This window comes from Janthinobacterium sp. GW821-FHT03C08, from assembly GCF_059420905.1.
The window spans coordinates 15,476-40,355 of sequence record NZ_JBWKUP010000016.1 but is presented as its reverse complement, the minus strand read 5'-3'; the positions used below and the strand labels follow the sequence as shown (position 1 = coordinate 40,355).

Sequence of the window (24,880 nt, the reverse complement as noted above, 5' to 3'; positions counted from 1 at the left end):
TGAGAAAGCCGCTGTCGGGAGACAGCGGCTTTTTTTATTGCAATCTTGATTTTTATATTCTTACTGTGCCGATGCTACTTCAACCATTTCGCTGTAATGTACTTTGTCTATCTCTTCGATCCATTTAAATATATCACCAATAACACTATGGCTTTCTCCTGCAAGATTTTCCGCTGCTTCTTCATTTACTTCTATAACATCACTATGCGAGTACTTATTAATGAATCGATAAATTTTTTCTTTTGTTTCCGGTGTTGTTATAATGCAATTTTTGAGACCACTTTCCATTAATGTACTTATGTCGGATCGGCCTTTTGGAAACTTAAAAGTAAAAAATGATTCAACTAATTTTCTGGCTAAATTTGCAGTTAGAAATGCTTCGTCGCGGTCTAGGGTAGCTTTTTCTTTGTAAAAATATAGTCTCTCGAATATGTAATGATATTCGGAATTGTAGTCGGTTAGTGACTTGTCTGCATTTGTTAGGACTGATGTTCGTGGAAGGATTGGAGATGTGTCTATTTTATAAAAGAAAGAAATAGGATCTTTTTTAGGCGTTGAGCGAAGTCTGTTTTTGTTTGTTCCATAAAACCAATCTCTGACTAATTTATAATATGTAAAATTGTGAGTCAAAACAAATAACTGCTTTGCATTCAAACATTTGTTTTTTAAGAATGAGTAGGAATGAAAAAGATGATTTGAGTCAAAACTTGATACTGGATCATCTACGACAATTATGGTTTCATTAATTTTATTATTGTTTTCTTCAAGTTTTGTAATGAAGTAGATGAAAGCTATCGCCGTTTTTTCTCCCTCACTCAAATTTCCATCATGTGCCCCATCGTTGTTTCTAATTATCTCATATCCCTTTCTTTGTTTATTGAATTTTAGGCATAACTCACTTCGTCCGATAAATTTATGGAGTGATTCATTGAATTTTTCGGCGCCAATGGATTCATTGGATAGCGATTGTTCTAATAGTTTTATATTTCCTGATAATTCATTTATTTTTTCTGATATTTTCTTTGATGAATCTTTTTCAGCTATTATTGTATTTTCTTTTTTCTTGTAGTCAAAGGATATCATTTCATTGGCTGCGTAATGTAACTCCAAGGCCTCTTTACTTTTTTTTGTTTCGCTTGAAAAATTATCTGTTTTTTTATCGTGCTTATTTAATATCTCTTCAATATTTTTAAACGTTGAGTTTAGTGATGATATCGAATCACTGTCTATTTCAGCTATTGTTATGTCTGACCTGAAGCTATTGTTAATTTTCAGATTGAGTGAATTTTGCCATTGCTTTATTTGTTTATTTATGTTCTCTGTTGCTATTTTATTTTCATCTAGGGCATTTTTATAAATGTCGATAAATTCCTTATATAAATTGGATGGCAATGGAAAGCTTGCTTGTGGAATAAGTTGATTCTCCAACCATTCATTTGCACTTTCTAATCTCGTTTTGAATATTTTAAATTCTTCACTAAAGTGATTTTCAATCTCATTTAGCCTGGCTTCTGATATTTTGCTTCCACAAAATTCGCAATTTTCCGAATCATGCGATTTGTGAATATTTAATCCGGATTGAATCCATGCTTGAATATCTCCATTCTCAGTTAATCTTTTTATTGTTTTACTGATGGCCGTTGTTTTGAGCAAGTCTAGTAATCTTGCGGCTGCTTTCTTATAATATTCTACATCGATATCAGTTTTTGAAAACCTTATAGCTGCCAATTTATCTGATTTTGCTGCGTTTGTATGCTCTATTATTTTTTGTTTTTCTAGTATGGAAGACTTTTCTTCTATTTTTTCTTTGTTTTTTTGGATGAAAGAGTCGAGTTTTCTTTTGTCGTAATTTAAATAATACGTATCACTGGTATCAATTGATTGTAAACCTGTCTTGATATGACGGGCACTGTCCGTCATGAATTTTGACTGGTCAGCTTCTAATTTTTCCAAAGCTTTCTTGTCAGACTTTGCTTTATCTTCTTTTTGTTTTAATTCTACTTTTAAAGCATCAAGTTTTTTTATATCTTCAATTCTTTCCTTTGCAACAAGCAGTATGCTTTTTACTGAATTATCCGAATCTATGTTGTCCTGGATAAATTTTTGATTGAAAACTTGTATATTTAAATTGTGATTTAATATGGTTTTCTCATCAATCAAATTACCATCATGTGTTTCTATTAAAAATTCAGATCCGATAAATTTCAGATGGGGTGTCTTTTTTTCTAATGATGAAAATAAAGTGGATAGGGTGGATTTCCCTGTCCCGTTCCAGCCATATATCAAGTTATATTTTCCGAAGTCTTGTGTGAGGTTGTTTGTATAGTTTTTAAATATCCCAAAATTTTTTAGTTTTTTAATGGCTTTAATCATTGATTTCCCCCAATTTTTAAAAATATTACAATATTATATATTTTCTGTATTTCAATATTTTTACAATCCCTTTGCCACCCCCACAATCACCACCGCCGACGGCACCAATAAAAACTGCGCGATCAGCGTCCCTGCCAATCGGCTTCCCACCAGCCACACCACCGCGCGCCTGAACTGCGATTCCTCGATCTTGCCCTCGATGACGTCATCCGTCATGCCCGACATGTGCGGGTCGATGAAGACGGCCATCATGATGGTGGCGCCGCCGTTGATGATCGAGGAGAGGGTGCTGGAGGTGACGCGCACGCTGGGGTCGAGCACGCCTGCGTACAGGGCGGCGAAGACGCCGACCGTCCACAGGGCCGTGGCGATGACGTTCATGGCTGTCATGGAGAGGGAAACGCCGGATTGTTGGCGCAGGCCCGTGACGTTGGCGGGCTTGGGCAGGCTGGCGGAGGTCTTGAGGTAGGACAGGCCGCCCTTGAAGACGGCGTGCAGCAGCAGTTTCGGTACCGACCTGTGGACCTGGAAGTGTTCGACGGCGCGGCAGAAGGCGCGCTGGAAGGTGGGGATGAGTATTGCTCCGACGATCGTCGCCAGGCTGGCGGAGAACAGCAGCCAGCGGAAGTCGCCCAACAGCGTGCCGGCGGCCACGTGCTGGTCGATGCCCGTTTCCACGCGTTTGGCGAGGAATGGTCCTAAAAACGAATTCGAGGTGCGCGACAGTAGCATCAGAATGCTGAACAGGGCCAGCGAGACGGCGATGCGCCGCGTGCGGATGCCAGCGATGCGCACGGAATAGGCGAGGGTGCCGATAATGTGGATGATAAATGTCAGTGCGCAAATCAACAGCAATTGCTTGTCCATCACAACCTTGCAGTAAAGAAAAATGTCATTCCATGCTGCCATGGAGTTACTTATTTTTCAACTGCAAATAAGTTAATTTTCAAGTTAATTCGTTTTCGTCGTGATTTGTGTATTTGTATGCTGACGGCAGTTTTTCACCCCAAGGCAAAAACTGGGGTCAGTCCCTGCAGGGGGCATATCCACCAGTGGGGGATATGCCGATCACGAAGTGACTGACCCCGGCCTTTGCCTGTGGGTGAGATAAATGCCACCAGTGAGCGTATGGCGTGGTTCCATTGCTTGTATTTCAAGCTTGCTCCGTCAACCATCCCTGGTGGCGGCAAGACTTGCCGCTCGATATGAATCAAGCAAGCCGGAGGTACGCCATGAGTTTCGATTCCTTTTTGTCCAAGCTGAAGTCCAAGGCCAGCGAACTGAAAACCGAGGCCTTGAAGTACAAGAACAAGGATTTCCTCAACGCCGCGATGGCCTGATCGGCCCTGATCGAGACGTCGCGCCTGCTGGCGCGCATGATCATCGCCGTCGCTGCGTCGGACGGCAATTTCGATGCCAACGAGCAACGCGTGGCTGGCAAGATCGCGCGCGAGCCGGGCTTGACTCCTGCGGAGTTCGAGCTGCAGTAAAGCCGGGCCAGCCGAGACCGACTGGGGCTGGCTAGCTTAACTCTTGCCCCACCACGGCGGCGTGCTTGACGACCAGGTGCACGCCATGTCCACTTCGCTGATCCTGTGGCGGATCTCGATCACCTGTCCGGGGTGAAACGGGCCGCGTCGCCAGTCGCCGGAATCAAAGACGTAGCCTTTGCCCTTGATGCAATGCGTGGTCGGATGGTTGCCGATGGGACCGGTCGAGTGCAGGGTGACGCGCACTTCGCCGTTGGCGTCCAGCGGGGCGTCGCCGCCCATGAAGAGGGTATCCGAGCCGACGTCGCAGACACGGGTGCTGCCTATCTTGCTGCAGTGCTTGACGTATGTTTGCTGGCGCGCCTGGGCCAGGTAATCGTCATGCCGCATGGGCTTGCCATCGTCATAGGTAAAGCGCAGGACGACTGGCGTGGGCTCGCTGGCAGGATGGCGCATGGTACTGGTGCAGGCGGCGCTGACCAGCGCCAGCAGGGGCCAGGCCAGCAGGCGCAGGCCGCGCCGCAGCATGGAGAGGGATAGACTGCCGGAGGGATGCCGCATGTGCCGTTGCCATTTGTCTCATGAATTTGGCGGCGATGATAGCATGCGATATCGGCCGCGCCGCGCGCGATGGCAGCGCGACAGGCCAATCCGCACCTCAACGCGATGCCAGCCCGATGGTCTGCACGCGGGAGGGCACGATGTCGGCGCCCGACACGTTCTGCGATGGCACCACCATCACCAGTTCGCCATCGACGCTGCCGTCATCGTGCTGGTCGATGCGCACCTTCAGCTGGCGGTCCAGCGCGACGAAGGCGTTGCGGTCGGTGGCGACGATGCGGTGCTCTTCCTGCTTGCCGATGCGCGCATACATGACGGCGCCGCCGAGGCGCAGCTCCAGCGTGCCGCCATTCGACAGGTCATAGGCGCCGACGAATTTCTTGAAATCCTGGCGCATCATGTAGCGCGGGTGGGCGGGCACGTCGATGCGCAGGGCGTTGCCCGGCACGGTGACGGTGTGTTCGGGCGGCAGGGTCTGCGCGGTAGCTGCCGTGCTGGCGGCAGCGAGGCACAGGAGTGTGCCCAGGATGATGGTTTTCATGGTGTCGTCCTCGTTGTTTGCCGGCCTATGGCGAATGATGCGCGCGGGCATCGGGCAGGAACCAGTCTAGGCGCAGGTTTGACGACGCGCCTCCTTCATTCGATGGAGATAGCTTGAAATATTGCATGGCGATCGTTGAGGCGGCACTGGCCGGTCAGCAAGCGCAGCACGTTCAAGGAACCGGCTGCCGGCAGTCAGCGGGCCGATGCTGGCGCGCGGCGTGCGGCATTGCGCCGTGATTCATTTCCAGCAGCACTTGCTTGCACAGCACGCCGTAGCCCACGCCCGTGCCGCGCCGGTGTTCGGCCTGGTCGTAGGCGGCGCTGATGTCCTGCCATGCCACGCTGCCGGGCAGGGGGCGCAGGCTGTCGTCCAGGTCCATTTCGAAGCGGATAAAGCAGCCGTCCGCGCTCAGCAAGGTGCCGTGGATGGCGGGCAGGCCGGGGCAGGCCAGTTGCAGGTCGAGCATGATGGCCGCGTCCAGCGCCACGCCGTGGCTGGCCGCGCATTGCTGCAAGGCGTCGGGCAGGGGCAGCGCGCGCCACCAGGCTGCCGTCTGGCGGATGGCCGCCAGCGCCTGCGCGTTTTGTTGCTGGACGGAAAGTTGTTTGCTCATGGCTGCCATGTCCTCCGGCGGCGGGGTGGCGCGGCTACGCCTGCCTGCCCCGTCATCGTGCCATCCGCCCCATCGCCGTGCCTCTTCAGCGCGAGGCCAGGCTCAGGTTTTCGACGTGCGCAGGCACCAGCTCGCCGCTGACCAGCCTCTCGGCCGGTACCTGCATCAGCACTTCGCCGCCCACGCTGCCGTCGTCGCGCAGGTCGATGCGCATGGCCAGCTGCCGGTCGAGGGCAACGAAGCGGTTGCTGGCGGTGGCGACGATGCGGTGTTCATCCTGATTGTCGATGCGCGCATACATGATGACGCCGACATTGCTGGCGTTGCGCAGGTAGAGCACCTGCCCGTTCGACAGCTCGTAGCCGCCGCGGAACGGCGAAAAATCTTCCCGGTTCATGACGTGGCGGTGGGCCGGCAGTTCGATCGTCAGCAGGCGTCCGCCCGGGACGACGACGGTCTGGCTGTCGGGAAGCGATTGCGCATTTGCCAGCAAGGCGCAGACGCCCAGGGTGCCGGCGAGTATCCATGTTTTCATTTTTCTACCCATCCTTGATTAGTGGCGCCGTCCGCTGCCGGCGCGGCGATGTCGATGCGGATGCCAGGGAAAGCCAGGCCGGACTGCCTGTGCGCGCTGCGCTCCACATGGGCAGGGCACAGGCAGGCGGCCCTGTTAGTGTAGGCAGGCGAGTTGCGCCGCGCATCATCCGATCGGATGACGCGGCCTCAAGCGTCGAGCATGGCCAGGTGCGCCGTCGCGCCGTGGATCAGGGCGATCAGTTCGCCCTGGTGCCGCGTATCCGTCTTCAGGTAGGCGTGGTGCAGGTGCGTCTTGACGGTATTGACGCTGATGCCGCAGCGGGCGGAGATTTCGCCGATGGTGGCCCCCTGCGCCAGGGCCTTGCCCACCTGCGCCTCGGCTTGCGTCAGGTCAAACAGCTGGCGCAGGGCGGGCACGGACATGGCCGAGCGGGCCGGGTCGCGCGCGATGACCATGGCGCAGGGAACGGGCCAGGCGGGAAATGGCGCCACCGTCAGCACGAGCGCCCGGGCCTGGCTGCGCGGCAGGCGCAGCGACTGGCATTGCGGCGCGCCGTCCATGCTGGCGATGACGAGGCGCACGGCGCGCGCCAGCGCGGGCGGCGGCCCCTGCCGCAGGGGCGCATCGAGCAGGGCGTGGCCGGCGGCGCTGCCGAACAACACGCCGAGCTGGCCGTCGAGCAGCAGCACGGCCGCGCCCATGGCGTCCAGCGCCGCCATGCCGCAGCGCCCGGCCAGGCTGTCGTCGTGCAGGCGCTGGCGCAGGCGCAGGGCGCGCTGCAGCGGCGGCACGAGGGCTTGCAATGGGGTGTCGGCCTGGCAATCGTCGTCGCGCGGCCCATGGCAGCGATAGATGGCCAGCACGGCCAGGCTGCGCGCATCGATGGGGATCATGGCGCCCAGCGGCAGGCCCGCGCCGGACGGCAGCGCGGTTCCGCCCAGCAACTGGCCAGGCGCCCCGTCGCGGTACAGGGTGAGGGTGGCGCCGGCGGCGTCCAGGCTGCGGGCGATGTCGCGGCACAGCTGCGGCCAGCAGGCGTCGTCGCCCGCCGCCTCCAGCAGCTTTGCTATCAATTCGCCCGTAAGGCCCTGGGCCGGGAGTGGCGCCGTCATGCTGTCCCCATTCGCTCGTTGCGCAGTATCGCCTGGAGCGCCGGCGCGTGCCTGGATAAGGATTGCGATGCGGCACGGACCGGGCAGCCTTCGTGCGGGACGGGTCCGGCGCGGCCATCTGGCGTGGCATCTATCAAGATAGTACAAAGACATCGTTGCCGCAATGGGCGGGGGCGAGGGGCCGGCTGCCGATGGACGTCACGGACCTTCGGACATCTGGCGTTTCAGGAGCGAGCGGGATTTTTCATCGCTGGCGCGTACTTCCGGAATCCAGGCCAGCGGCCCCACTCATCCCCTTGATCCGGCACTTCCGGTACCCGCTCGCGCACCGCAATGCCGTCCCCGCGATGACATGCGGCATGGTGACGAGGAAGCTTCCAATGGACGTAGGCGCATTGGCTGCCGAGTAGAGTATTGTTGACATTTGATACAGGAAGCCTGTTGGCGAACCCTGATGCTGTGGCAATCGATGGCTGCTGCTGGAGAGCCAGGACGGATCAGTGTACGCAGTTGTTGTTTTCAAAGCAAGTAAGCTGTTCTGTCAGGCAGGCTGAACAATCCTCGCAACAATTTTCGCGAAAACGAATCATGCCCATGGTGGCCAGCGGAATCCGATGCAATCGGACGCATGGAAAACATATCCATAGGGTAAGCTCTCGGGCTAGGCTATTTCGCAACTCTATCAAAAACACATGACTTCCATAATGATCCCCGACGTCGCCCTGGTCGACAACACCGAACAACGCACGCCGCTGGTGCTCGTGCTGGACTGCTCCGGCAGCATGGACGGCGAGCCCGTCGCGCTGCTCAACGAGGGCCTGGCCTTGCTGGAACGGGAATTGAAGTCCGACGTGATCGCGTCCAAGCGCGTGCGCATCCTCGTGATCCAGTTTGGCGCACACGACGAAGCCGTCGTCGCCAGCAGCTGGTGCGACGCCATGGATTTCACGGCACCCGTCCTGGTCGCCAATGGCACCACGCCGACGGGCGCGGCCGTGGAACTGGCCCTGGCCGAGATCGAGCAGGAAAAGCAGCGCTTCCGCGCCGCCGGCGTGGCGTACACGCGGCCATGGCTGTTTTTGATGTCCGACGGCGAGCCGACGGACCGCTGGCAGCATGGCGCCCAGCAGGCGCGCGCGGCCGAGCAGGGCAATAAAGTGGCGATCTTCCCCATCGGCGTGGGCGAGCACGCGAATATCGATACCCTGGGCGAATTTTCCAGCCGGGGCGGGCGGGGCGTGAAGCAGCTGAAAGGCTTGCAGTTCCGCGAACTGTTCCTGTGGCTGAGCGCCAGCATGCAGGTGGTGTCGCAGTCGCGCCCGGGCGCGCAGGCGCAACTGGCCTCGACGGACGGCTGGTCCGTCGTGAATACGTGAAAGCCCGCTGATCCATGACCGCAGTACAGACTACCTGGCGCGTGTTCGGCGCGTCCGTCACGGGCAAGGCGCACCTGGATAAAGACATCCCTTGCCAGGACGCCCACGCGCACGCCGTCGTGGGCGATGTTCTGGTGGCCATCGTTTGCGACGGCGCCGGTTCGGCTCGCCTGAGCGAGCAGGGCGCACAGTTTGTTGCCGCGCACACCGTGCAGGCGCTGGCCGGGCGGCTGGAACAGGGCGCCACCGTGCAGGATCTGCACGACGGCGCGCTGGCGGGCACGCTGGCGCAGGTGCGCGCCGCGCTGGACGACATCGCCCGCGCCGCCAACGCCACCCTCGATGACTACGCCAGCACGGTGGTGGGCGTGCTCATGGGGCAAGATGGCGGCTTCTTTTTCCACCTGGGCGATGGCCTGGGCGTGGCGCAGCTGCGTGACGGTGGCGAGCTGATCTCGCTGCCCGCCAACGGCGAATACGCCAACGAAACCTATTTCCTGTCCGGCGCGCGCTGGCGCGAACAGCTGCGCCTGCTTGCGATTCCGCAAGCCGTGCGCGGCGTCGTGCTGATGTCGGACGGCTGCATGCCCTTTGCCATGAGCAAACACAATGCGGGCCTGTACGCGCCCTTCATGGATGCCGTGCAAGGCTATCTGCGTACGGTGGCGGGCGTGGAGCTGGGCAATGCGGCGCTGGCGGCCACCCTGGCCGACCCGCGTACGCACCAGATCACGGGCGACGACAAGACCCTGCTGCTGGCCTTGCGCGCATGAGCCGGAAGCAGGGAGTCGCGCCCGGCTTGAGTCCGGGCGGCAAGATCTGGCTGGACAAGGTGCGCAGCCTGGTGCTCGGCAAGCTGATCAAGAGCGGCGGCGCGGGCAGCGTGTATCTGTTGCCCGGTGCGCCCGCGCAGGTGGCCAAGCTCTACCACCCGTACCTGGACCGGGCCGCCAACCGGCGCAAGCTCGAAGCGATGCTGGAACTGTCGCCCGAGCTGCCCGATCAATTAGAAAACGGCAAGCGCTACGTGCAGATCGCCTGGCCGCAGGCGGCCGCGTTCGACGGCCAGGGCGGCTTTGCAGGTTTCGTCATGCCCCTGCTGGACATGGCGCAAACGGCCGAGCTGGAACAGATCATGCAGGAGCGGCAAGCGCGCGCGGCGGGCTTGCCCACGGGCCTCGGTCCCAAGCTGACCCTGGCCGCCAACCTGGCCGCCGTCCTCGACGCGCTGCACCAGCAGCAGCATTACGTGGTCGACCTGAAGCCCGTGAACCTGCGCTTTTACCGCGATTCGCTGTACATCGCCATGCTCGATTGCGACGGTTTCAGCATCCAGGGCCATGCGGAGCGTTTTCCTGCCGAGCAATTCACGGCCGACTACCTGGCGCCGGAATTCCAGCGCAAGGGCATGCCGGCGGGCGCGGAGCTGGCGCAAGACCGGTTCGCCCTGGCCGTCGTCATCTTCCAGTTGCTCAACTTTGGCATCCACCCGTACAGCGGGCGGCCCGGCCATGCGCAGGCGCCCACGGACATTCCCGGCCGCATCCGCGACGGCTATTACGCCTACGGCGTGCAGCGCCACAAGAATATGGCGCCCAACGCCACCAGCGGCCACGCGCTGATGCCGCCGGAATTGCGCGCCATGTTCGACCTTGCGTTCTCGCAATCCCCCAAACGGCAGCGGCCATCGGCGGCGGACTGGGCGCTGTTGTTGCGCGGTTATGCGCAGCGCAGCGGCGGCAAGCTGACTGTTTGCGTCGTCAATCCCGAACACCAGCATTTCGCGGGCCTGGGCTGCGCCGCCTGCGCGCGCGAGCAAGTCATCGCCGCGGCCGCGCAGGCGTCCGTGCAGGCGCAGCAGCAACCGAGTTCCTTGCCGCAGCCGCGCAGCTCCCGCCGCACGGCGCCGGGGCAGGCGCCGGCCGCCATGCCCCTGGCTGGCAGTGGCGGCATCACGGGCAAGGGCTGGGCCGTCGTGGTCGTGCTGATCGTGCTGTTCCTGATCGGCTTTACGGCCTGGACTTCCTCGTCCGACGAAACGAAGGACCAGGCCGCGCTGCAGGCCCAGGCCGACCGGGCGGCTGGCCTGGAAGCATTCAGCTGGCGCCCCCGCAAGGCGGCCGGCTTCCTGCCGTCCGATGCGCGCAAGGCCGTGCGCAGCCTGTCGCAGGCGGTCAGCAAGGGCGACGACGATGCCGTCACGCGGGGCTTGCAGCTGCTGTACCGTTCCGGTCAGGAAAAGTCGCCTGTCTACGGCGGCGACCGCACGCAGGCGCAGCTGCGTGCCTCCTTGCTGGAAGGACTGGGCTGGGTACCCGGCTATGAGCCGGCGCTGGTCGCCAGCTATCTTGATCTGCTGCAAGCGAACCCGCGCGACCATCTGGTGGCGGCGGCCATGGGCCGCATGCACCTGAGCCTGAACGAAGGGCAGGCGGCGCGCCAGTACTTCGAGCAAGCCGTGTGGGCGCACCCGACGGATGGCACGGCCTGGCTGGGCATCGCGGCGGCGGCCCTGCTGCGCGGCGGCGACGAGCGCGAGGCCGCCAACCTGGTGGCGCTGGCGCAACTGACGGCTTACCGTTATGCGGTGGAGCACGCCTTGCCAGCCGAGCCGGGCCAGCCGTCCGACCATGGCGTGGCGCGCATGGCGCAGCGCATGAACCTGGCCGCCAGGGTGCTGCGCCTGGCCCAGCCGGGCGCCTACCAGAAGCGCTGGGACAAGGCGCTGGCCGATGGCGCGCTGCTGGCGGCCAGGCTGAAAGCCTTGCCGCCCTTGCGCGACCAGGTCGGCGGCGTGCTGCGCGAGACGATGACGACGGTTGAATACGGCGTGCTGGACGAAAAGCATGCGACGGGCGAAAACCGCCTGACCCTGACGATTGCCGCCGACGGCACTCTCAGCCATGCGGCGGCCGAGTTGCCGATGGAACCCATGCTCAACAAGGTGCTGCTCGACAGCGTGAAGCGCTGGACCTATTTGCCGGCCGTGCAGCACGGTCAATTGCGCGATGCCAAGGTGGTGGTGCTGGTGCGCTACCGCGATGGCCGCGTCAGCTTCGCGCCGGGCGGTGTGTCCGTCGCGCCGGATAATTAAAGGAATGGCATGAAAATCAAGACCTTATGCGCGCTGCTGGGCGCTTGCCTGCTGACCCCGGGCATGGCGCAGGCGGACATCGTGCAGCGCCAGGTGCTGGCCAGCATGGCTGCCGAACCCGACAGCGAAGGCGGCGATGTGTTCACCATAGCGGGCACGACGGCCTGTGGCGGCAGGCAGATCCGCATGGATGCCCGCTCGGTGAACCTGGACGAGGCGCCTTACGCGGCGCTGAAGGCCGAACTGGCCCGGCACATCCGCAGCAAGACGCCCATGCTCGTCACCTTGAAAAATTGCCCCGAGGATGCGAGTGTACCCATCGTGCGCCAGATCGCCGCCTGCACGCCAGCCGATTGCACCGATGGCCGGGCGCGGCTGTACCTGCACGAACGTTTCTTTCCCGTCGAGCAGGAGCAGGCGCCCAACGTGCTGCTGTTACCCTTGCCGAAAGGCAAACTCCCAGGCACGTGGAAGGTCGATATCTATAGCGTCGCCGGCCACAAGCTGCGCCTGTCCGGCCAGGCCAACCGCGCCGATTATGCCTCCGGCGAGCTGGTGGGCGGCTATGTCACGTACTACCCGGATGGCAAGATCGAGAAGCAGGTGGCGCAGGATGGGCAGGGCCGGCAGCACGGCGTCGGCAGCAAGTATTATCCGGACGGCACCCTGGAGCTGCGCGGCAACTGGCGCCACGGCATGCCCGAGGGCGAGCACCAGCAATTTCACGCGACGGGCAAGCTGCGCGAGACGAGCAGCTACCGCGACGGCCAGCGCCTGGACGGCCCGGTGCAGACCTTCGATGAAAATGGCAAGCCGAGCACGAGCTACACCTTGCGCGGAGGGAAGATGGAAGGCGAGATGCTCACGTATTTCCCGGATGGAAAAATCTCCAGCCGCTCGGAAATGCACGATGGCAAGTCCAATGGCGTGACGACGAATTACTACCCCGATGGCGCCGTGCACGCCAGAATGACGCAGGTCAACGATTTACCGACGGGCGAGGCGCTGGAATTCTATCCAGACGGCAAGGTGCAAAGCCGCCAGCAGTATGGCGAGAAGGGCGGGCTGCTCAAGCTCCAGCGTTACAGCCCCCAGGGCGTGCTGGTGCTGGAACGACGCTGGGATGCGCAATGGCGCGAACAGGGCACATCGCGCTCGTGGTACGAAAGCGGCAAGCCCGAGCAATCGATCGACTACGTGAACGACCGGCGCGACGGCTGGAGCCGCAGCTGGCGCGAGGATGGTAGCCTGAAAAGCGAATGCCGCTATGTGGCCGGCAAGGCGCAGGGCGGTTGCGGCGAGCCGTTGCCATCGCAGGAACTGGAACGCAAGGAGCAGGCATGGCGCGCATTGTGAAGCACGTGCTTGGCGCCATGCTGCTGTGGCCGGCGCTGGCCAGCGCCGAGATCGAGCAGCGCCAGGTCGTCAGCGCCATCGCGGCGGCGCCTGGTGGCGATGTGCTGACCCTGGCCAGCGACAGCGGCTGCGGCGGGCGCCAGGTGCGCATGGATGCCCGTTCGGTCGGGCTGGATGCGGCGCAATACGCGGCCATGAAGCAGCAGCTGGCGCCGCTGATACGCGAGGCGACGCCCTTGCTGATGCGCATCCCGTCGTGTCCGGCGCCGGGCGCAGCGGCGGCCATGCCCGAAGTTAGCAAACTGGGCGGCTGCGAGCCGCAAGCGTGTGCCGATGGCAAGGCGCGCCTGTACCTGAACGACAATCTGCGGCGCGGCGAAGTGAAGGAGCATGCGCGCTATGCGCTCGTCGTGCCGCTGCCGCCAGGCAAGACACCGGGCACCTGGCAAGTCGCGGTATTCCACGTGCGCGAAGGCGAGCCGACGCGGCTGTCGGGCCAGGTCGACGGCCCCGATTACCTGCGCGGCAAGCTGGTGGGCAACTACAGCATGTATTACCCGCATGGCCAGGTCGAACTGCAGGTGGAGCAGGACGGGCGCGGCGTGCCAGAGGGCATGCAGACCCGCTACTATCCGGACGGCCAGGTTTCCATGCGCGGCACGTGGCGCAATGGCGTGCAGGAGGGCGAGGAGCAGACTTATCACCAGAGTGGCAAGCTGATCGAGTCACGCACCTACCGCAACGGCGCCCGCGCCGATGGCTTGATGGAAACCTTCGATGAGCACGGCAAGCTGCGCACGCGCATGACGCAGCTCAAGGGCCAGGCGGAGGGGGAATTGCTGCTGTTTTATCCCGATGGCAGCGTGGAAAGCCGTAGCCTGTATGTCAACGGCATCAGGACGGGACCGGGCACGGAATATTTCCCGGATGGCAAAGTGCGCAGCACGGGCAGCTATGTCGATGGCAAGCCTGCCGGCGAAAGCGTCGAATATTATCCGGACGGCAAGGTGGCCAGCCGGCGCACGCACAGTGGCCATTACGTGCTGCGCAGCGAACAGCGTTTCAGCCCCCAAGGTGTGTTGCTCGTGCAGAAACAGTGGAACGAGGGCGGCCGCGAGGAGGGCGCTTTGCGCTCCTGGTATGCCGATGGCAAGCCGCGCCAGCTGATCGAATACGTGAACGGCGAGCGCCAGGGCTGGACCCGCCACTGGCACGCGGATGGCAGCCTGGAAAGCGAATGCCGCTATGTGGCGGACGAGCCGCAGGGTGAGTGTACGGGGCATTCCGCCACAATGTCGTACACGGAGGATGGGATTGAGTTCGAGATGCCGGAATCGTGAACAGGGAAAATCATGGCCGTTCGATCACTGATGCGTGGCCTGCCTTTTTTGCGAGACAGGTACAGGTATGGGAATGACACTGGTTGGCGTCCACGGTTCGTCCGGTCGCAGCACTGTGCTGCTGGCGTCAAACACCGCTGCCAGCCTGGACGGGACCTTGGCGCATGGCCATTTGTGGCGGACCGGGCCTGTTGTGGCCGGCTGCTTACGCCGCATAGCCGACGGTCAGGTATCGCGCGCCTTCAAGACAAGGGCTAGCGGTCCGCCCCGGCTCGCCGGCTGCTGCCGGTTGTGATGGTGGCGCACTTTCATTTGCGTGGAAGTCTTTTTCTTTTTTTTTACGGGTTGGTGACTTGGACCATATCGGCATTATGCAACGTCACAATTAATCTCAACGGTTCATGGATGATTGGTGAGCGGTTCAACATACACCTGGGCGGACCTGTCCGCCATGCGTGGTGAGAAACCTCGTTCGATGAGAACGCAGGCAGTGGCGTCGCGGGAGAGGTTGGCAGGTCTGCGCGAGTACAACGATGAAAACATAGTTTTCAATTCGACATCACTTAACGACGAAAAAGCTGCGCGGGCGGCATCAACATCGGCGGCCGATGTGACTGGGATGTTGTCGATTGCTTGTTGCTTGGTGAAACGGAAAACGTGCGTCGGGATCAACAAGGCGATTTCTACGGCCTTGGCTCGGCCCTGTAAATCATATGGAAGATCGTATTCACGATGAATCGCCCCCAAAAGGACGTTGGCAGTTGTGCACACCGTTCGCATCGACGTCGCCTTGGCGTCGATTACCGAGATCATCACGTATGACGGTGAAGTCGAGTCATTGCGAAGAGCGGATTCAAAGTTCTTACTTTCCTGTGCCGAATTCGCTCTAGAGTATGTCTCCGCTGCGGATACCGTGCTCATCGCGATGACAAACAATGTGGCAATGTAAATCAATTTCTTAGGTGGACGTACCATTAGTAACTTCCATTCATCGTTCTGGCTACACTGTCTGTGACTGCTTCTGGCCGCTTGAAGCCACCTCAAATTCCATACCTGTTCCGGGCAGCGGCCTCAAGCTCAGACTGCGGCAAGCCTGCCTGCCGCCAGAATTCAAAAAAATACTCCAAGGTTTCGGCAGCAGCGCCACTATCCATGGGATGCAAGACGCATATGGCCGTTCTTATTTTCAAAACGTCCGGCTCATCCGACTGGTCTCGCCCTTCGATTGCTCGCCAGAGGCGTACACGCTCAGCGATGACTTCCTCAGCCGTCGCCGCACCGGTCATGTATCGATACGCCACCGTTGCCGCTGACCTGGCAAGCGCAGGCAATTGCTCAGTCACACTTCCAATCGCCTCAATCATGAAGCGCTGAGCTGAAGATTGTTCTGCAGGGGCAGACGCAATGGCATCAAAAAGTTTCCTATTTAACATTTGCGTTGGGTTTCGGTGATTGCGCGATGCCTGCAGCGGGGCCGCCTGTGGCAAATGGCGGCACACTGCCGTGTTTCATCGCACGATGCGCCTGCTGTCGGCATCAGCAGGCGGTCGTGTTCGTCGACTAGCGATGCGGCGGCGTCAGCACGCTGGCAATCGCCTTGGGCAAGGTTTCCGGATAGTCGCGGCTGAAGTGCAGGCCGCGGCTTTCGCGGCGGGAGAGGGCGCTGTTGACGATCATCGAGGCCACGTCGACGAGGTTGCGCAGTTCCAGTAAATCGTGCGTGATGCGGAAGTTGCGGTAGTACTCGTCGATTTCTTCCTTCAGCAGGGCGATGCGGTGCTGCGCCCGCTCCAGGCGCTTGGTGGTGCGCACGATGCCCACGTAATTCCACATGAAGCGGCGCAATTCGTCCCAGTTATGCGAAATCACCACTTCCTCGTCCGCATCCGTCACGCGGCTTTCATCCCAGTCGGGCAGGTAGGGCGTGCCCAGCTTTTCCTTGCTTTCGATATCCTGCGCGCAGGCGCGGCCGATGACGATGCATTCCAGCAAGGAATTCGATGCCAGGCGGTTCGCGCCATGCAGGCCCGTGCACGCCGTTTCGCCCACGGCGTACAGCCCGGGCAAGTCGGCGCGGCCCGACAAATCCGTCACGACGCCGCCGCACGTGTAGTGGGCGGCGGGCACGATGGGAATCGGCTGCTTGGTGATGTCGATGCCCAGTTCCAGGCAGCGCGCATAGATGGTGGGGAAGTGTTCGATGAGGAATTCGGCCGGCTTGTGGCTGATGTCCAGGTGCACGTAATCGAGGCCGCGCTTCTTGATCTCGAAGTCGATGGCGCGCGCCACCACGTCGCGCGGCGCCAGTTCGGCCCGCTCGTCGTGGGCCAGCATGAAGCGCGTGCCTGCTGCCGCGCCCGCTTCGGGCGGCAGTTTCAGCAAGCCGCCTTCGCCACGGATGGCTTCGGTGATCAGGAAGGATTTCGCGTACGGGTGGTACAGGCAGGTCGGGTGGAACTGGATGAATTCCATGTTCGACACGCGGCAGCCGGCGCGCCAGGCCATGGCGATGCCGTCGCCGCTGGCCGTGTCGGGATTCGTTGTATATAAATACACCTTGCCGGCGCCGCCCGTGGCCAGCACCGTGTGCTCGGCAGCAAAGGTCAGCACCTTGCCCGTTTGCTCATCCTGCACGTACAGTCCGTGGCAATGGGGCTGCGCGTTGCGCTGGGCCGGTTTCATGCCCAGCTTGTCGGAGGTGATCAGGTCGATGGCGCAATGGTGTTCGAACAGGGTGATGTTCGGATGCGAGCGCACCTTTTCTTCCAGGGTCACTTGCACGGCGTGGCCCGTGGCGTCGGCCGCGTGGATGATGCGGCGCTGGCTGTGGCCGCCTTCGCGGGTCAGGTGGAAGCCCAGTTCGGCCGAGGCGTCGCGCGTAAACGGCACGCCTTGTTCGATCAGCCATTCGATCGCTTCGCGGCCGTGCTCGACGATGTAGCGCGTGGCGCTCTCGTCGCACAGGCCGCCGCCGGCGATCAGGGTGTCTTCGATATGCTGCTGGTGGCTGTCGCCCGAGTCAAGGACGGCCGCGATGCCCCCTTGCGCCCAGTTGCTGGCGCCATCGAGCAGGGCGCGCTTGGAAATGATCGCGACGGTGCGCGTTTCAGCCAGATGCAGTGCAACCGATAAACCCGCCAGGCCACTGCCGACAATCGCTACATCAAATTTCATGACATTTATCTCGTTTAGGGGAAGCATACTATAGTCCATTTCACATCAATCGGTAATGTGTTGAGATAAATTCTGCCGATGAAAGATAGGCTGTGCAGTAGCTTGTGACGCATCAATGTCTTTGCGGAACAGTCCGCCATGATGGCAAGACCGGCAGCAGACCGCCTTGCGGGCGGCCCGGTGCCTTTTGCCGCAGGAGGTCCCATGATCCGCATCTTCAGCCATTACGTGTCGAAAACAGCGTTTATCCTGCTGTTGCTGGAAATCCTGATCCTGCTGCTGTCGGCCACCCTCACGTCCCTGCTATGGCTGGCGGACGGCAGCCGCCTCGTGCGGGTGAGCGAGGTCTACCTGTCGTCCACCATCTTCACCCTCGTCATCGTGCTCAGCATGAGCGCGCTGGGCATGTACCAGCACCGTTCGCGCGAAGACATCCGCAACACCCTGCTGCGCATCCTGCCCTCGTTCGCGCTGGGCTTTGCCGTGCTCAGCGTGCTGATACGCTTCGTTCCCTCCCTGCATTTCGGGCGCGGCAGCGTGCTGATCTTCGGTCTGGGCGCCATCGGCGTGCTGCTGGCGCGCCTGGTGGTGTTCAAATCCTCGCAGTCGGCGCTGATGGAGGGCCGCCTCATCCTCGTAGGCGGCGGCGCCCTGGCGCGCGAATGCATGGACTTGGCGGCCAGCAAGATCGGTTTCCACCAGTTCACGGTGGTGGGCTGCATCGACGTGGCGGGCGAGCAGCGCTGCGTGCCGGCCACGGCCCTGCTGCCGGCCGAACCATCCCTGCTGGCCATGGCCCAGCGCCACGATGCGCATGAAATCGTCGTCTCCGTCAGCGACCGGCGCAATGGCGCATTTCCCGCCAAGCAACTGCTCGAATGCGCGCTGGGCGGCGTGAAGGTGATCGACGCGGCCACCTTCTTCGAGCGCGAAGCGTGCCAGATCCGCATCGATTCCCTGCAGCCCAGCTACCTGATCTATGGCGGCGGCTTCGACCAGAGCTTTGTCCGCGCCGCCTCGAAGCGCCTGTTCGACCTGGCCGCCAGCAGCGTCATCTGCCTGGCGGCGCTGCCCGTGATGCTGGCGGCGGCCGTCTGCATCCGCCTGGAAGACGGCGGCCCCGTGTTTTACCAGCAGGAGCGGGTGGGGCGCGACGGCTTGCCGTTCAACGTGCTGAAGTTCCGCAGCATGCGCTGCGATGCCGAGCGCGAGGGCAAGCCCGTGTGGGCGCAGGCCGACGATGCGCGCATCACGCGCGTGGGCAAGCTGATCCGCAAGCTGCGCATCGACGAACTGCCGCAGATGCTCAATGTGTTCCGCGGCGAGATGAGCTTTGTCGGCCCCCGTCCCGAGCGCGCATATTTTGTCGAGCAATTGAAGGAGCAGGTGCCGTACTACAACATTCGTCACAACATCAAGCCCGGCATCACGGGCCTGGCGCAGGTGCGCTACCAGTATGGCGCCTCCGTCGACGATGCCGTGAAAAAACTGCAGTACGACCTGTATTACGTGAAGAACAACAGCCTCTTCCTCGACTTGCTGATCCTGCTCGACACGGTGCAGGTGGTGCTGTTTGGCAAGGGCAGCCGATGATGCGGGCGCAGCCGGCCTGGCTGGCGGCGGCCGACGCGGCGGCGCTCAGCCACGGCCTCGCCTCGCTGGCGTTTTTCGCCCTGGCACTGCTGCTCATCAGCAACTGGCGCGCGCGGCAGCATGCACGTGCCTTGCTGGCTGCCTGCCTGGCGACGGGGGCCTGGGCCACGGGCACGGTGGTGCTGGTGCTGCTGGAGCGGCGCCTGGCGCCGGCCGGCGATGCGCTGGAAACGCTGCGCACCCTGGCCTGGCTGGTCTTTTTGCTGCTGCTGATGGCGCCAGCGCGGGCGCGCCTGCGCGCCATCGTGGCGGGCATCGCCGTCATCGCTCTGGCGCCGTGGCTGTGCTCCGTGGCCTCGTCCTGGCTGGCGCTGCCTTTGCCTGCGCGCATCATCGCCAGCGCCTGCCGGCTGCTGCTGGCCGTGCTGGGCATGCTGCTGGTGGAACAGTGGTACCGCAACACGCCGCCGCTGACGCGCTGGGGCATCAAGTTCGCCTGCCTGGGCGTGGGCGGCCTGTTTGCCTATGACTTTTACCTGTACAGCGACGCCTTGCTGTTCCGCGCGATCAATGAAGATATCTGGGCCGCGCGCGGCATCGTCGACGCCCTGTGCGCGCCGCTGCTGGCCGTCTCGGCGGCCCGCAATCCGGGCTGGGCGCTGGGCCTGTCCGTCTCGCGCCAGATGCTGTACCGCTCGGCGGCCCTGCTGGGCTCGGCCATCTACCTGCTGGCCATGGCGGCCAGCGCCTATTACCTGCGCTATTTCGGCGGCACCTGGGGCGCGCTGATGCAGATGGCCTATCTGGGCGGCGCGGCAATGCTGCTGGCGGGCGTGCTGTTTTCCGGCAGCCTGCGCGCCAAGCTCAAGGTCAGCATCAACAAGCATTTTTATAATGCCATCTTCGATTACCGCGAGGAATGGCTGCGCTTTACGCGGGCCCTCTCCGAGGATGGGCCGGCCCTGGGCGAACGGACGATACAGGCCGTCGCGCAACTGGTGGAAAGCCGCGCCGGCGCCCTGTGGATCTTGCGCGAACAGGGACAGTTTGCCCCGGCCGCCAGCTGGAACTGGCCGCCGCCGGCCTGGAGCGAGCCGGCGTCCGGTTCCCTGTGCCAGTTCCTCGAAGCAAGGCAGTGGGTGATCGACGTGCCCGGCTGCAGGCAGCATCCGCGCCAGTACGGCGGCTTGATCCTGCCGCCCGCGCTGCTGGCCCTGCCGGACGTGTGGCTGCTGGTGCCCCTGATGCTGCACGGCCAGCTGTTCGCGTTTGTCGCCCTGGCGCGGCCCCGCACGCCCATCGGCCTGAACTGGGAGATCCGCGACGTGCTGAAAATCGCCGGCAGCCAGGCCGCCAGCTACCTGGCGCACCGCGAATCGCTCGACTCGCTGATGGTGTCGCGCCAGTTCGAGTCGTTCAACCGCATGTCCACCTTCATCGTGCACGACCTGAAAAACCTCGTGTTCCAGCTGTCCCTGTTATTGAGCAATGCGGAAAGGCACCGCGCCAATCCCGCCTTCCAGGAAGACATGCTGGGCACCCTGGACCATTCCGTGCAGAAAATGAAGACCCTGCTGCAAAAGCTGGCGCTGGGCGAAGCGGCCGAGGCGCCCGCGCCCTTGCAGCTCGATGGCCTGCTGCGCCAGGCCGTGGCGGCCAAGGCCAGCCTGGCGCCCACGCCGCGGCTGGAAATCGTCGATGGCGGCCTGACGGTGCTGGCCCACCGGGCGCGCCTGGAACGGGTGCTGGGCCATCTGATCCAGAACGCCATCGAAGCGACGCCCGGCGATGGCACGGTGGCCGTGCGCCTGCTGCGCGAACGCCAGAGCGCCGTCGTGGAGCTGGACGATACGGGCCAGGGCATGAGCGAGCAATTCATCCGCGAACGGCTGTTCAAGCCCTTCGACACGACCAAGACGGCGGGCATGGGCATCGGCGTGTTCGAGAGCCGCGAATACATCCGCGAAGTGGGCGGCAGCCTGGAAGTGCGCAGCGCGCCGCAGGCGGGCACGACGTTCCGCGTGATCCTGCCCCTGCACGCCGCGTGACACCAGAAAGGACAAGCATGGCCAAGCAAAAACTGCTCGTCATCGAAGACGATCCCGGCCTGCAAAAGCAGCTGCACTGGAGCTTTGACGCCTACGAGGTGCTGCTGGCGGGCGAGCGCGAAGCGGCGCTGGCGCTGGTGCGGCGCCACCAGCCGGCCGTCGTGACGATGGACCTGGGCTTGCCGCCCGACCCGGACGGCGCCACGGAAGGCCTGGCTACCCTGCAGCACATCCTCGCGCTGGCGCCGGACACGAAAGTCATCATTCTGTCGGGCAACCAGGAGCGGGCGCATGCCTTGAAGGCCATCGCCCTGGGCGCCTACGACTTCCACCAGAAGCCTTTCGATGCGGACATGCTGGGCCTGGTCATCGCCCGCGCCTTCTACCTGCACGCCATGCAGCAGGAAAACCGCCGCATGCTGCAGACGCAGGCCGATTCGCCCCTGGCCGGCATCGTCAGCCGCGATCCCGGCATGCTCAAACTGTGCCGCAGCGTGGAAAAAGTGGCGCCCTCGTCGGCCAGCGTGATGCTGCTGGGCGACTCGGGCAGCGGCAAGGAATTGATTGCGCGGGGCCTGCACGCGCTGTCGAGCCGCCACGCGCAGCGTTTTGTCGCCATCAATTGCGCGGCGATCCCGGACAACCTGCTGGAAAGCGAGCTGTTCGGATACGAGCGGGGCGCGTTCACGGGCGCGGCCCGGCAAACCCTGGGCAAGATCGAACTGGCCCACGGCGGCACCTTCTTTCTCGACGAGATAGGCGACATGCCGATGGCGCTGCAGGCGAAACTGTTGCGCTTCCTGCAGGAACGGGTGATCGAAAGGGTGGGCGGGCGGGGCGAGATCGCCGTCGACGTGCGCATCGTCTGCGCCACGCACCAGGACCTGAAGGTGCTGGCGGCACAGGGGCGTTTCCGCGAAGACCTGTTCTACCGCCTCAGCGAAATCGTCCTGCGCATTCCGCCCTTGCGCGAGCGGGCCGGCGACGCCGCCCTGCTGGCCCAGCATTTCAAGAACAAGTTCTGCGCCAGCGAAGGGCGCGGCAGCCTGCACTTCAGCGCCGGCGCGCTGCAGCTGATTGAAAGCTATGGCTGGCCCGGCAACGTGCGCGAGGTGGAAAACTGCATCAAGCGGGCCGTCATCATGAGCGACGGCCCGCAGATCGCCGCCGACGACCTGGGCTTGCCCGCCAGCGCCCAGGCGGCGCCCGCGGATGAACCGCTGAACCTGCGCCAGGCGCGCGACGCGGCCGAATACAAGGTCATGGTGCGCGCCCTGGCGCGGGCCGACGGCAATATCGCCAGGGCCGCCGACCTGCTGGGCGTGAGCCGGCCCACCCTGTACGACCTGATGAACCACCACGGCATCAAGTAGGCAGGCAGTGTATTAAAAATCAAGATTGTGTAAGGCGTCGCACATACGCTGGCGCCGCCGTGGCGCATCCTTGCCTCATCTACAACGAGGAGGCGCCATGAATGCGATCAGTTTATTGATGAAGGACCACAAGGCCGTCAAGGCCCTGTTTGCCGAATATGAAGGCTTGAGCGACCGCTCCTTTGCGACGAAGAAAAGGCTGGCCGACCAGATCTGCCAGGAACTGACCGTGCACACGCAGCTGGAAGAAGAAATCTTCTATCCGGCCGTGCGCCGTCCCATCCACGATGGCGACCTGATGGACGAAGCCGTCGTCGAGCACGCCAGCGCCAAGGAGCTCATCGCGCAGATCGCAGCGATGGACCCGGCCGACGACCTGTACGACGCCAAGGTCAAGGTGCTGTCCGAGCAGATCGAACACCACGTCAAGGAAGAGGAAAACGACATGTTTCCCAAGGTGCGCCACACGGCCGTCGACCTCGACGCGCTGGGCCAGGAAATGGCGGCGCGCAAGGAGCAGCTGATGGGCGCACCTGCCTGAGCACTGCATAAAACCAATTACCAACCAAGGGAGTATTCCATGCAAGCTACACAATTGTCCGTTTCGGACTTGAACAATCCGGGCGTGTCCTGGGGCGCCGTGCTGGCGGGCGCTGCGGCGGCGGCCGCCTTGTCCTTCATCCTGCTGATCCTCGGCGTGGGCCTGGGCCTGTCGTCCGTGTCGCCTTGGTCGTTCAATGCGACGGCCATCGGCGTGTCCACCATCGCCTGGCTGGCCTTCATGCAGCTGGCCGCGTCCGGCATCGGCGGCTACATGGCGGGCCGCCTGCGCGTGAAATGGAGCGCCATCCATACGGATGAAGTGCATTTCCGCGATACGGCGCACGGCTTGCTGGCCTGGGCCGTGGCGACCCTGGTCACCGTGGCCCTGCTGGCGGGCGGCACGCGCGCCGTGCTGAGCGGCGCCATCGATGCGGGCAGCGGCGTGGCGGCGGCTGTTGCCCCGGCCGTCGGGGCGGGCGCAGCGGCGGCCGGCGCCAAGGCGGGCGAGGGCAGCAGCGCCAATCCGCTCGACTATTTCTCCGACATGCTGCTGCGCGCCGCCCCGGCGCCTGCCGCTGCCGGCACGCCAGCCGTCACGGACCCCGGCGTGACGGTCGCCGACCAGCGCGTCGAGATCGGCAAGATCTTCGCCACGGGCCTGTCCACGGGCAGCCTGTCTGCCGATGACCGCGCCTACCTGGGCCAGCTCGTGGCCAAGCGCACGGGCCTGAGCCAGGCGGAAGCGGAAGCGCGCGTCGATGCCGTGTATGGCCGCGCCGCCAAGGCCGCCGCCGATGCCAAGGCTGCCGCCCAGCAAACTGCTGAAACGGCGCGCAAGGCGGGCGCCCATACGGCCCTGTGGATGTTCGTGGCCCTGCTGCTGGGCGCCTTCGTGGCCAGCCTGGCGGCAACGTTTGGCGGCCGCCAGCGCGACCATGAACGCGTGCTGCGCCACGTCACCATTTAATCATCCCCCCATCATTCAAGGAGTCTGCCATGCGTTCCATCCTCTTGCTGCTGCTGGGCATCCCGCTGCCCATCGTGATCCTGATCGCCCTGTTCGTGCGTTAAGCGGGCAAGCGTAAAAAAAACCGGCCTCCGCTGCAAGGCGGGGCCGGTTTTTTTGTGTGAAAGCGGGCGCGTGTGTAAGATAGCGCCATCTTTCCACCGAGACCATCCATGAACGTGAGCATCATCCGTCCCTTGCTGAAAACCGCCGCCGTCGCCGCCGCTGCCTGCGCCGTGCTGGCCTCGTGCTCCACCCTGATCGGCCCGCGCGACGTGAACGTGCCGCTCGCCAAGATGCAGCAAGGCCTGGAGCGCCGCTTTCCCATCGACAAGCGCGTGCTGTCCGTGCTGGACGTCAAGCTGACGCATCCGCAGCTGTCGCTGCAGCCCGAACGCGAGCGCGTCGCCCTCAGCATCGATGCCAGCGTCGCGCCGCCCTTCATCCGCCAGAACTGGCGCGGCAACCTGGCCATGTCCGGCCGCCTCGTGCTCGATCCCCGGCGCAACGCCGTCTACCTGAGCGAAGCGAGCGTGGACAAGGTGAGCATCGACGGCATGGACGAGTCGCAGCAGCGCCAGTTCGCCAAGGTGGCCAGCCTCGTGGCCGACCAGCTCATGCATGAAACACCCATCTACACCTTCAAGCCGGACGAACTGCGCTACGCGGGCGTGCAATTCGTGCCGACGCAGATCCGCACCACGGGCAGCGGCTTGACGGTGACGTTCGAGCCGGTGAAATAAGGC

Annotated in this window: 22 protein-coding genes; 12 read left to right on the top strand and 10 right to left on the bottom strand. The window is 61.8% G+C overall.

Annotated elements, in window-relative coordinates:
• Positions 1-60: 60 nt before the first annotated feature.
• Together AC07VL_RS21895 and AC07VL_RS21890 are read right to left on the bottom strand one after the other, a co-directional pair.
• On the bottom strand, positions 61-2,373 hold the full coding sequence (locus tag AC07VL_RS21895; protein WP_494807717.1) for an AAA family ATPase: 2,313 nt from the start codon (positions 2,371-2,373) through the stop codon (positions 61-63).
• Positions 2,374-2,433: 60 nt separating this feature from the next.
• Complete coding sequence (locus tag AC07VL_RS21890; protein ID WP_494807716.1) at positions 2,434-3,240, bottom strand: lipid II flippase Amj family protein; 807 nt, start codon at positions 3,238-3,240, stop codon at positions 2,434-2,436.
• 479 nt (positions 3,241-3,719) lie between these two features.
• On the opposite strand from AC07VL_RS21890, the gene AC07VL_RS21885 reads away from it, so the two are divergent.
• The gene (locus AC07VL_RS21885) at positions 3,720-3,863 is read left to right on the top strand and encodes a TerB family tellurite resistance protein (protein WP_494807785.1); all 144 of its coding nucleotides are present in this window, start codon (positions 3,720-3,722) and stop codon (positions 3,861-3,863) included.
• Between the two features lie 36 nt (positions 3,864-3,899).
• On the opposite strand, the gene AC07VL_RS21880 is transcribed toward AC07VL_RS21885, so the two are convergent.
• The 5 genes from AC07VL_RS21880 to AC07VL_RS21860 form a co-directional block, all read right to left on the bottom strand.
• Positions 3,900-4,424: a hypothetical protein gene (locus AC07VL_RS21880; protein ID WP_494807715.1), complete on the bottom strand. Its 525-nt coding sequence runs from the start codon at positions 4,422-4,424 to the stop codon at positions 3,900-3,902.
• A gap of 97 nt (positions 4,425-4,521) precedes the next feature.
• Positions 4,522-4,965: a hypothetical protein gene (locus AC07VL_RS21875; protein ID WP_494807714.1), complete on the bottom strand. Its 444-nt coding sequence runs from the start codon at positions 4,963-4,965 to the stop codon at positions 4,522-4,524.
• A 172-nt stretch (positions 4,966-5,137) separates the two neighbouring features.
• The gene (locus tag AC07VL_RS21870) at positions 5,138-5,581 is read right to left on the bottom strand and encodes a hypothetical protein (protein WP_494807713.1); all 444 of its coding nucleotides are present in this window, start codon (positions 5,579-5,581) and stop codon (positions 5,138-5,140) included.
• Positions 5,582-5,666: 85 nt separating this feature from the next.
• Positions 5,667-6,116: a hypothetical protein gene (locus AC07VL_RS21865; RefSeq protein WP_494807712.1), complete on the bottom strand. Its 450-nt coding sequence runs from the start codon at positions 6,114-6,116 to the stop codon at positions 5,667-5,669.
• 188 nt (positions 6,117-6,304) lie between these two features.
• On the bottom strand, positions 6,305-7,231 hold the full coding sequence (locus tag AC07VL_RS21860; RefSeq protein WP_494807711.1) for a helix-turn-helix transcriptional regulator: 927 nt from the start codon (positions 7,229-7,231) through the stop codon (positions 6,305-6,307).
• A 692-nt stretch (positions 7,232-7,923) separates the two neighbouring features.
• Between AC07VL_RS21860 and AC07VL_RS21855 the strand changes: the two genes are divergently transcribed.
• Genes AC07VL_RS21855 through AC07VL_RS21835 form a run of 5 tightly spaced genes read left to right on the top strand, consistent with a single transcriptional unit; the run spans position 7,924 to position 14,397 of the window.
• Positions 7,924-8,607 carry a vWA domain-containing protein gene (locus AC07VL_RS21855; RefSeq protein ID WP_494807710.1) on the top strand — a complete coding sequence of 228 codons (684 nt, stop codon included), beginning with the start codon at positions 7,924-7,926 and terminating at the stop codon, positions 8,605-8,607.
• Positions 8,608-8,621: 14 nt separating this feature from the next.
• Complete coding sequence (locus tag AC07VL_RS21850; protein WP_494807709.1) at positions 8,622-9,380, top strand: PP2C family serine/threonine-protein phosphatase; 759 nt, start codon at positions 8,622-8,624, stop codon at positions 9,378-9,380.
• A complete protein-coding gene (locus tag AC07VL_RS21845) occupies positions 9,377-11,701 on the top strand; it encodes a hypothetical protein (protein ID WP_494807708.1) in 2,325 nt (774 codons plus the stop codon). The genes AC07VL_RS21850 and AC07VL_RS21845 overlap by 4 nt, the downstream gene beginning before the upstream one ends.
• Before the next feature lie 9 nt (positions 11,702-11,710).
• Positions 11,711-13,057 (top strand): toxin-antitoxin system YwqK family antitoxin, encoded by a 1,347-nt coding sequence (locus AC07VL_RS21840; RefSeq protein ID WP_494807707.1) that lies wholly within the window; start codon positions 11,711-11,713, stop codon positions 13,055-13,057.
• A complete protein-coding gene (locus AC07VL_RS21835; protein WP_494807706.1) occupies positions 13,042-14,397 on the top strand; it encodes a toxin-antitoxin system YwqK family antitoxin in 1,356 nt (451 codons plus the stop codon). The genes AC07VL_RS21840 and AC07VL_RS21835 overlap by 16 nt, the downstream gene beginning before the upstream one ends.
• Positions 14,398-14,796: 399 nt before the next feature.
• Here the strand turns inward: AC07VL_RS21835 and AC07VL_RS21830 are convergent, their stop codons facing one another.
• The 3 genes from AC07VL_RS21830 to nadB form a co-directional block, all read right to left on the bottom strand.
• Positions 14,797-15,372: a hypothetical protein gene (locus AC07VL_RS21830; protein WP_494807705.1), complete on the bottom strand. Its 576-nt coding sequence runs from the start codon at positions 15,370-15,372 to the stop codon at positions 14,797-14,799.
• A 65-nt stretch (positions 15,373-15,437) separates the two neighbouring features.
• Complete coding sequence (locus AC07VL_RS21825) at positions 15,438-15,830, bottom strand: hypothetical protein (RefSeq protein WP_494807704.1); 393 nt, start codon at positions 15,828-15,830, stop codon at positions 15,438-15,440.
• A gap of 127 nt (positions 15,831-15,957) precedes the next feature.
• On the bottom strand, positions 15,958-17,571 hold the full coding sequence (nadB, locus tag AC07VL_RS21820; RefSeq protein ID WP_494807703.1) for an L-aspartate oxidase: 1,614 nt from the start codon (positions 17,569-17,571) through the stop codon (positions 15,958-15,960).
• 204 nt (positions 17,572-17,775) lie between these two features.
• On the opposite strand from nadB, the gene AC07VL_RS21815 reads away from it, so the two are divergent.
• From AC07VL_RS21815 to AC07VL_RS21790, 6 genes are all read left to right on the top strand, one after another.
• Complete coding sequence (locus AC07VL_RS21815) at positions 17,776-19,164, top strand: TIGR03013 family XrtA/PEP-CTERM system glycosyltransferase (protein ID WP_494807702.1); 1,389 nt, start codon at positions 17,776-17,778, stop codon at positions 19,162-19,164.
• Positions 19,161-21,212 (top strand): XrtA/PEP-CTERM system histidine kinase PrsK, encoded by a 2,052-nt coding sequence (prsK, locus tag AC07VL_RS21810; RefSeq protein WP_494807701.1) that lies wholly within the window; start codon positions 19,161-19,163, stop codon positions 21,210-21,212. The genes AC07VL_RS21815 and prsK overlap by 4 nt, the downstream gene beginning before the upstream one ends.
• A 17-nt stretch (positions 21,213-21,229) precedes the next feature.
• Complete coding sequence (gene prsR / locus AC07VL_RS21805; RefSeq protein WP_494807700.1) at positions 21,230-22,585, top strand: PEP-CTERM-box response regulator transcription factor; 1,356 nt, start codon at positions 21,230-21,232, stop codon at positions 22,583-22,585.
• Positions 22,586-22,682: 97 nt separating this feature from the next.
• Complete coding sequence (locus AC07VL_RS21800) at positions 22,683-23,126, top strand: hemerythrin domain-containing protein (RefSeq protein ID WP_494807699.1); 444 nt, start codon at positions 22,683-22,685, stop codon at positions 23,124-23,126.
• A gap of 39 nt (positions 23,127-23,165) precedes the next feature.
• The gene (locus tag AC07VL_RS21795) at positions 23,166-24,095 is read left to right on the top strand and encodes a hypothetical protein (RefSeq protein ID WP_494807698.1); all 930 of its coding nucleotides are present in this window, start codon (positions 23,166-23,168) and stop codon (positions 24,093-24,095) included.
• A gap of 212 nt (positions 24,096-24,307) precedes the next feature.
• Entirely contained in the window at positions 24,308-24,877 is a 570-nt protein-coding gene (locus AC07VL_RS21790; protein ID WP_494807697.1) for a DUF1439 domain-containing protein, read from the top strand.
• Positions 24,878-24,880: the final 3 nt, after the last annotated feature.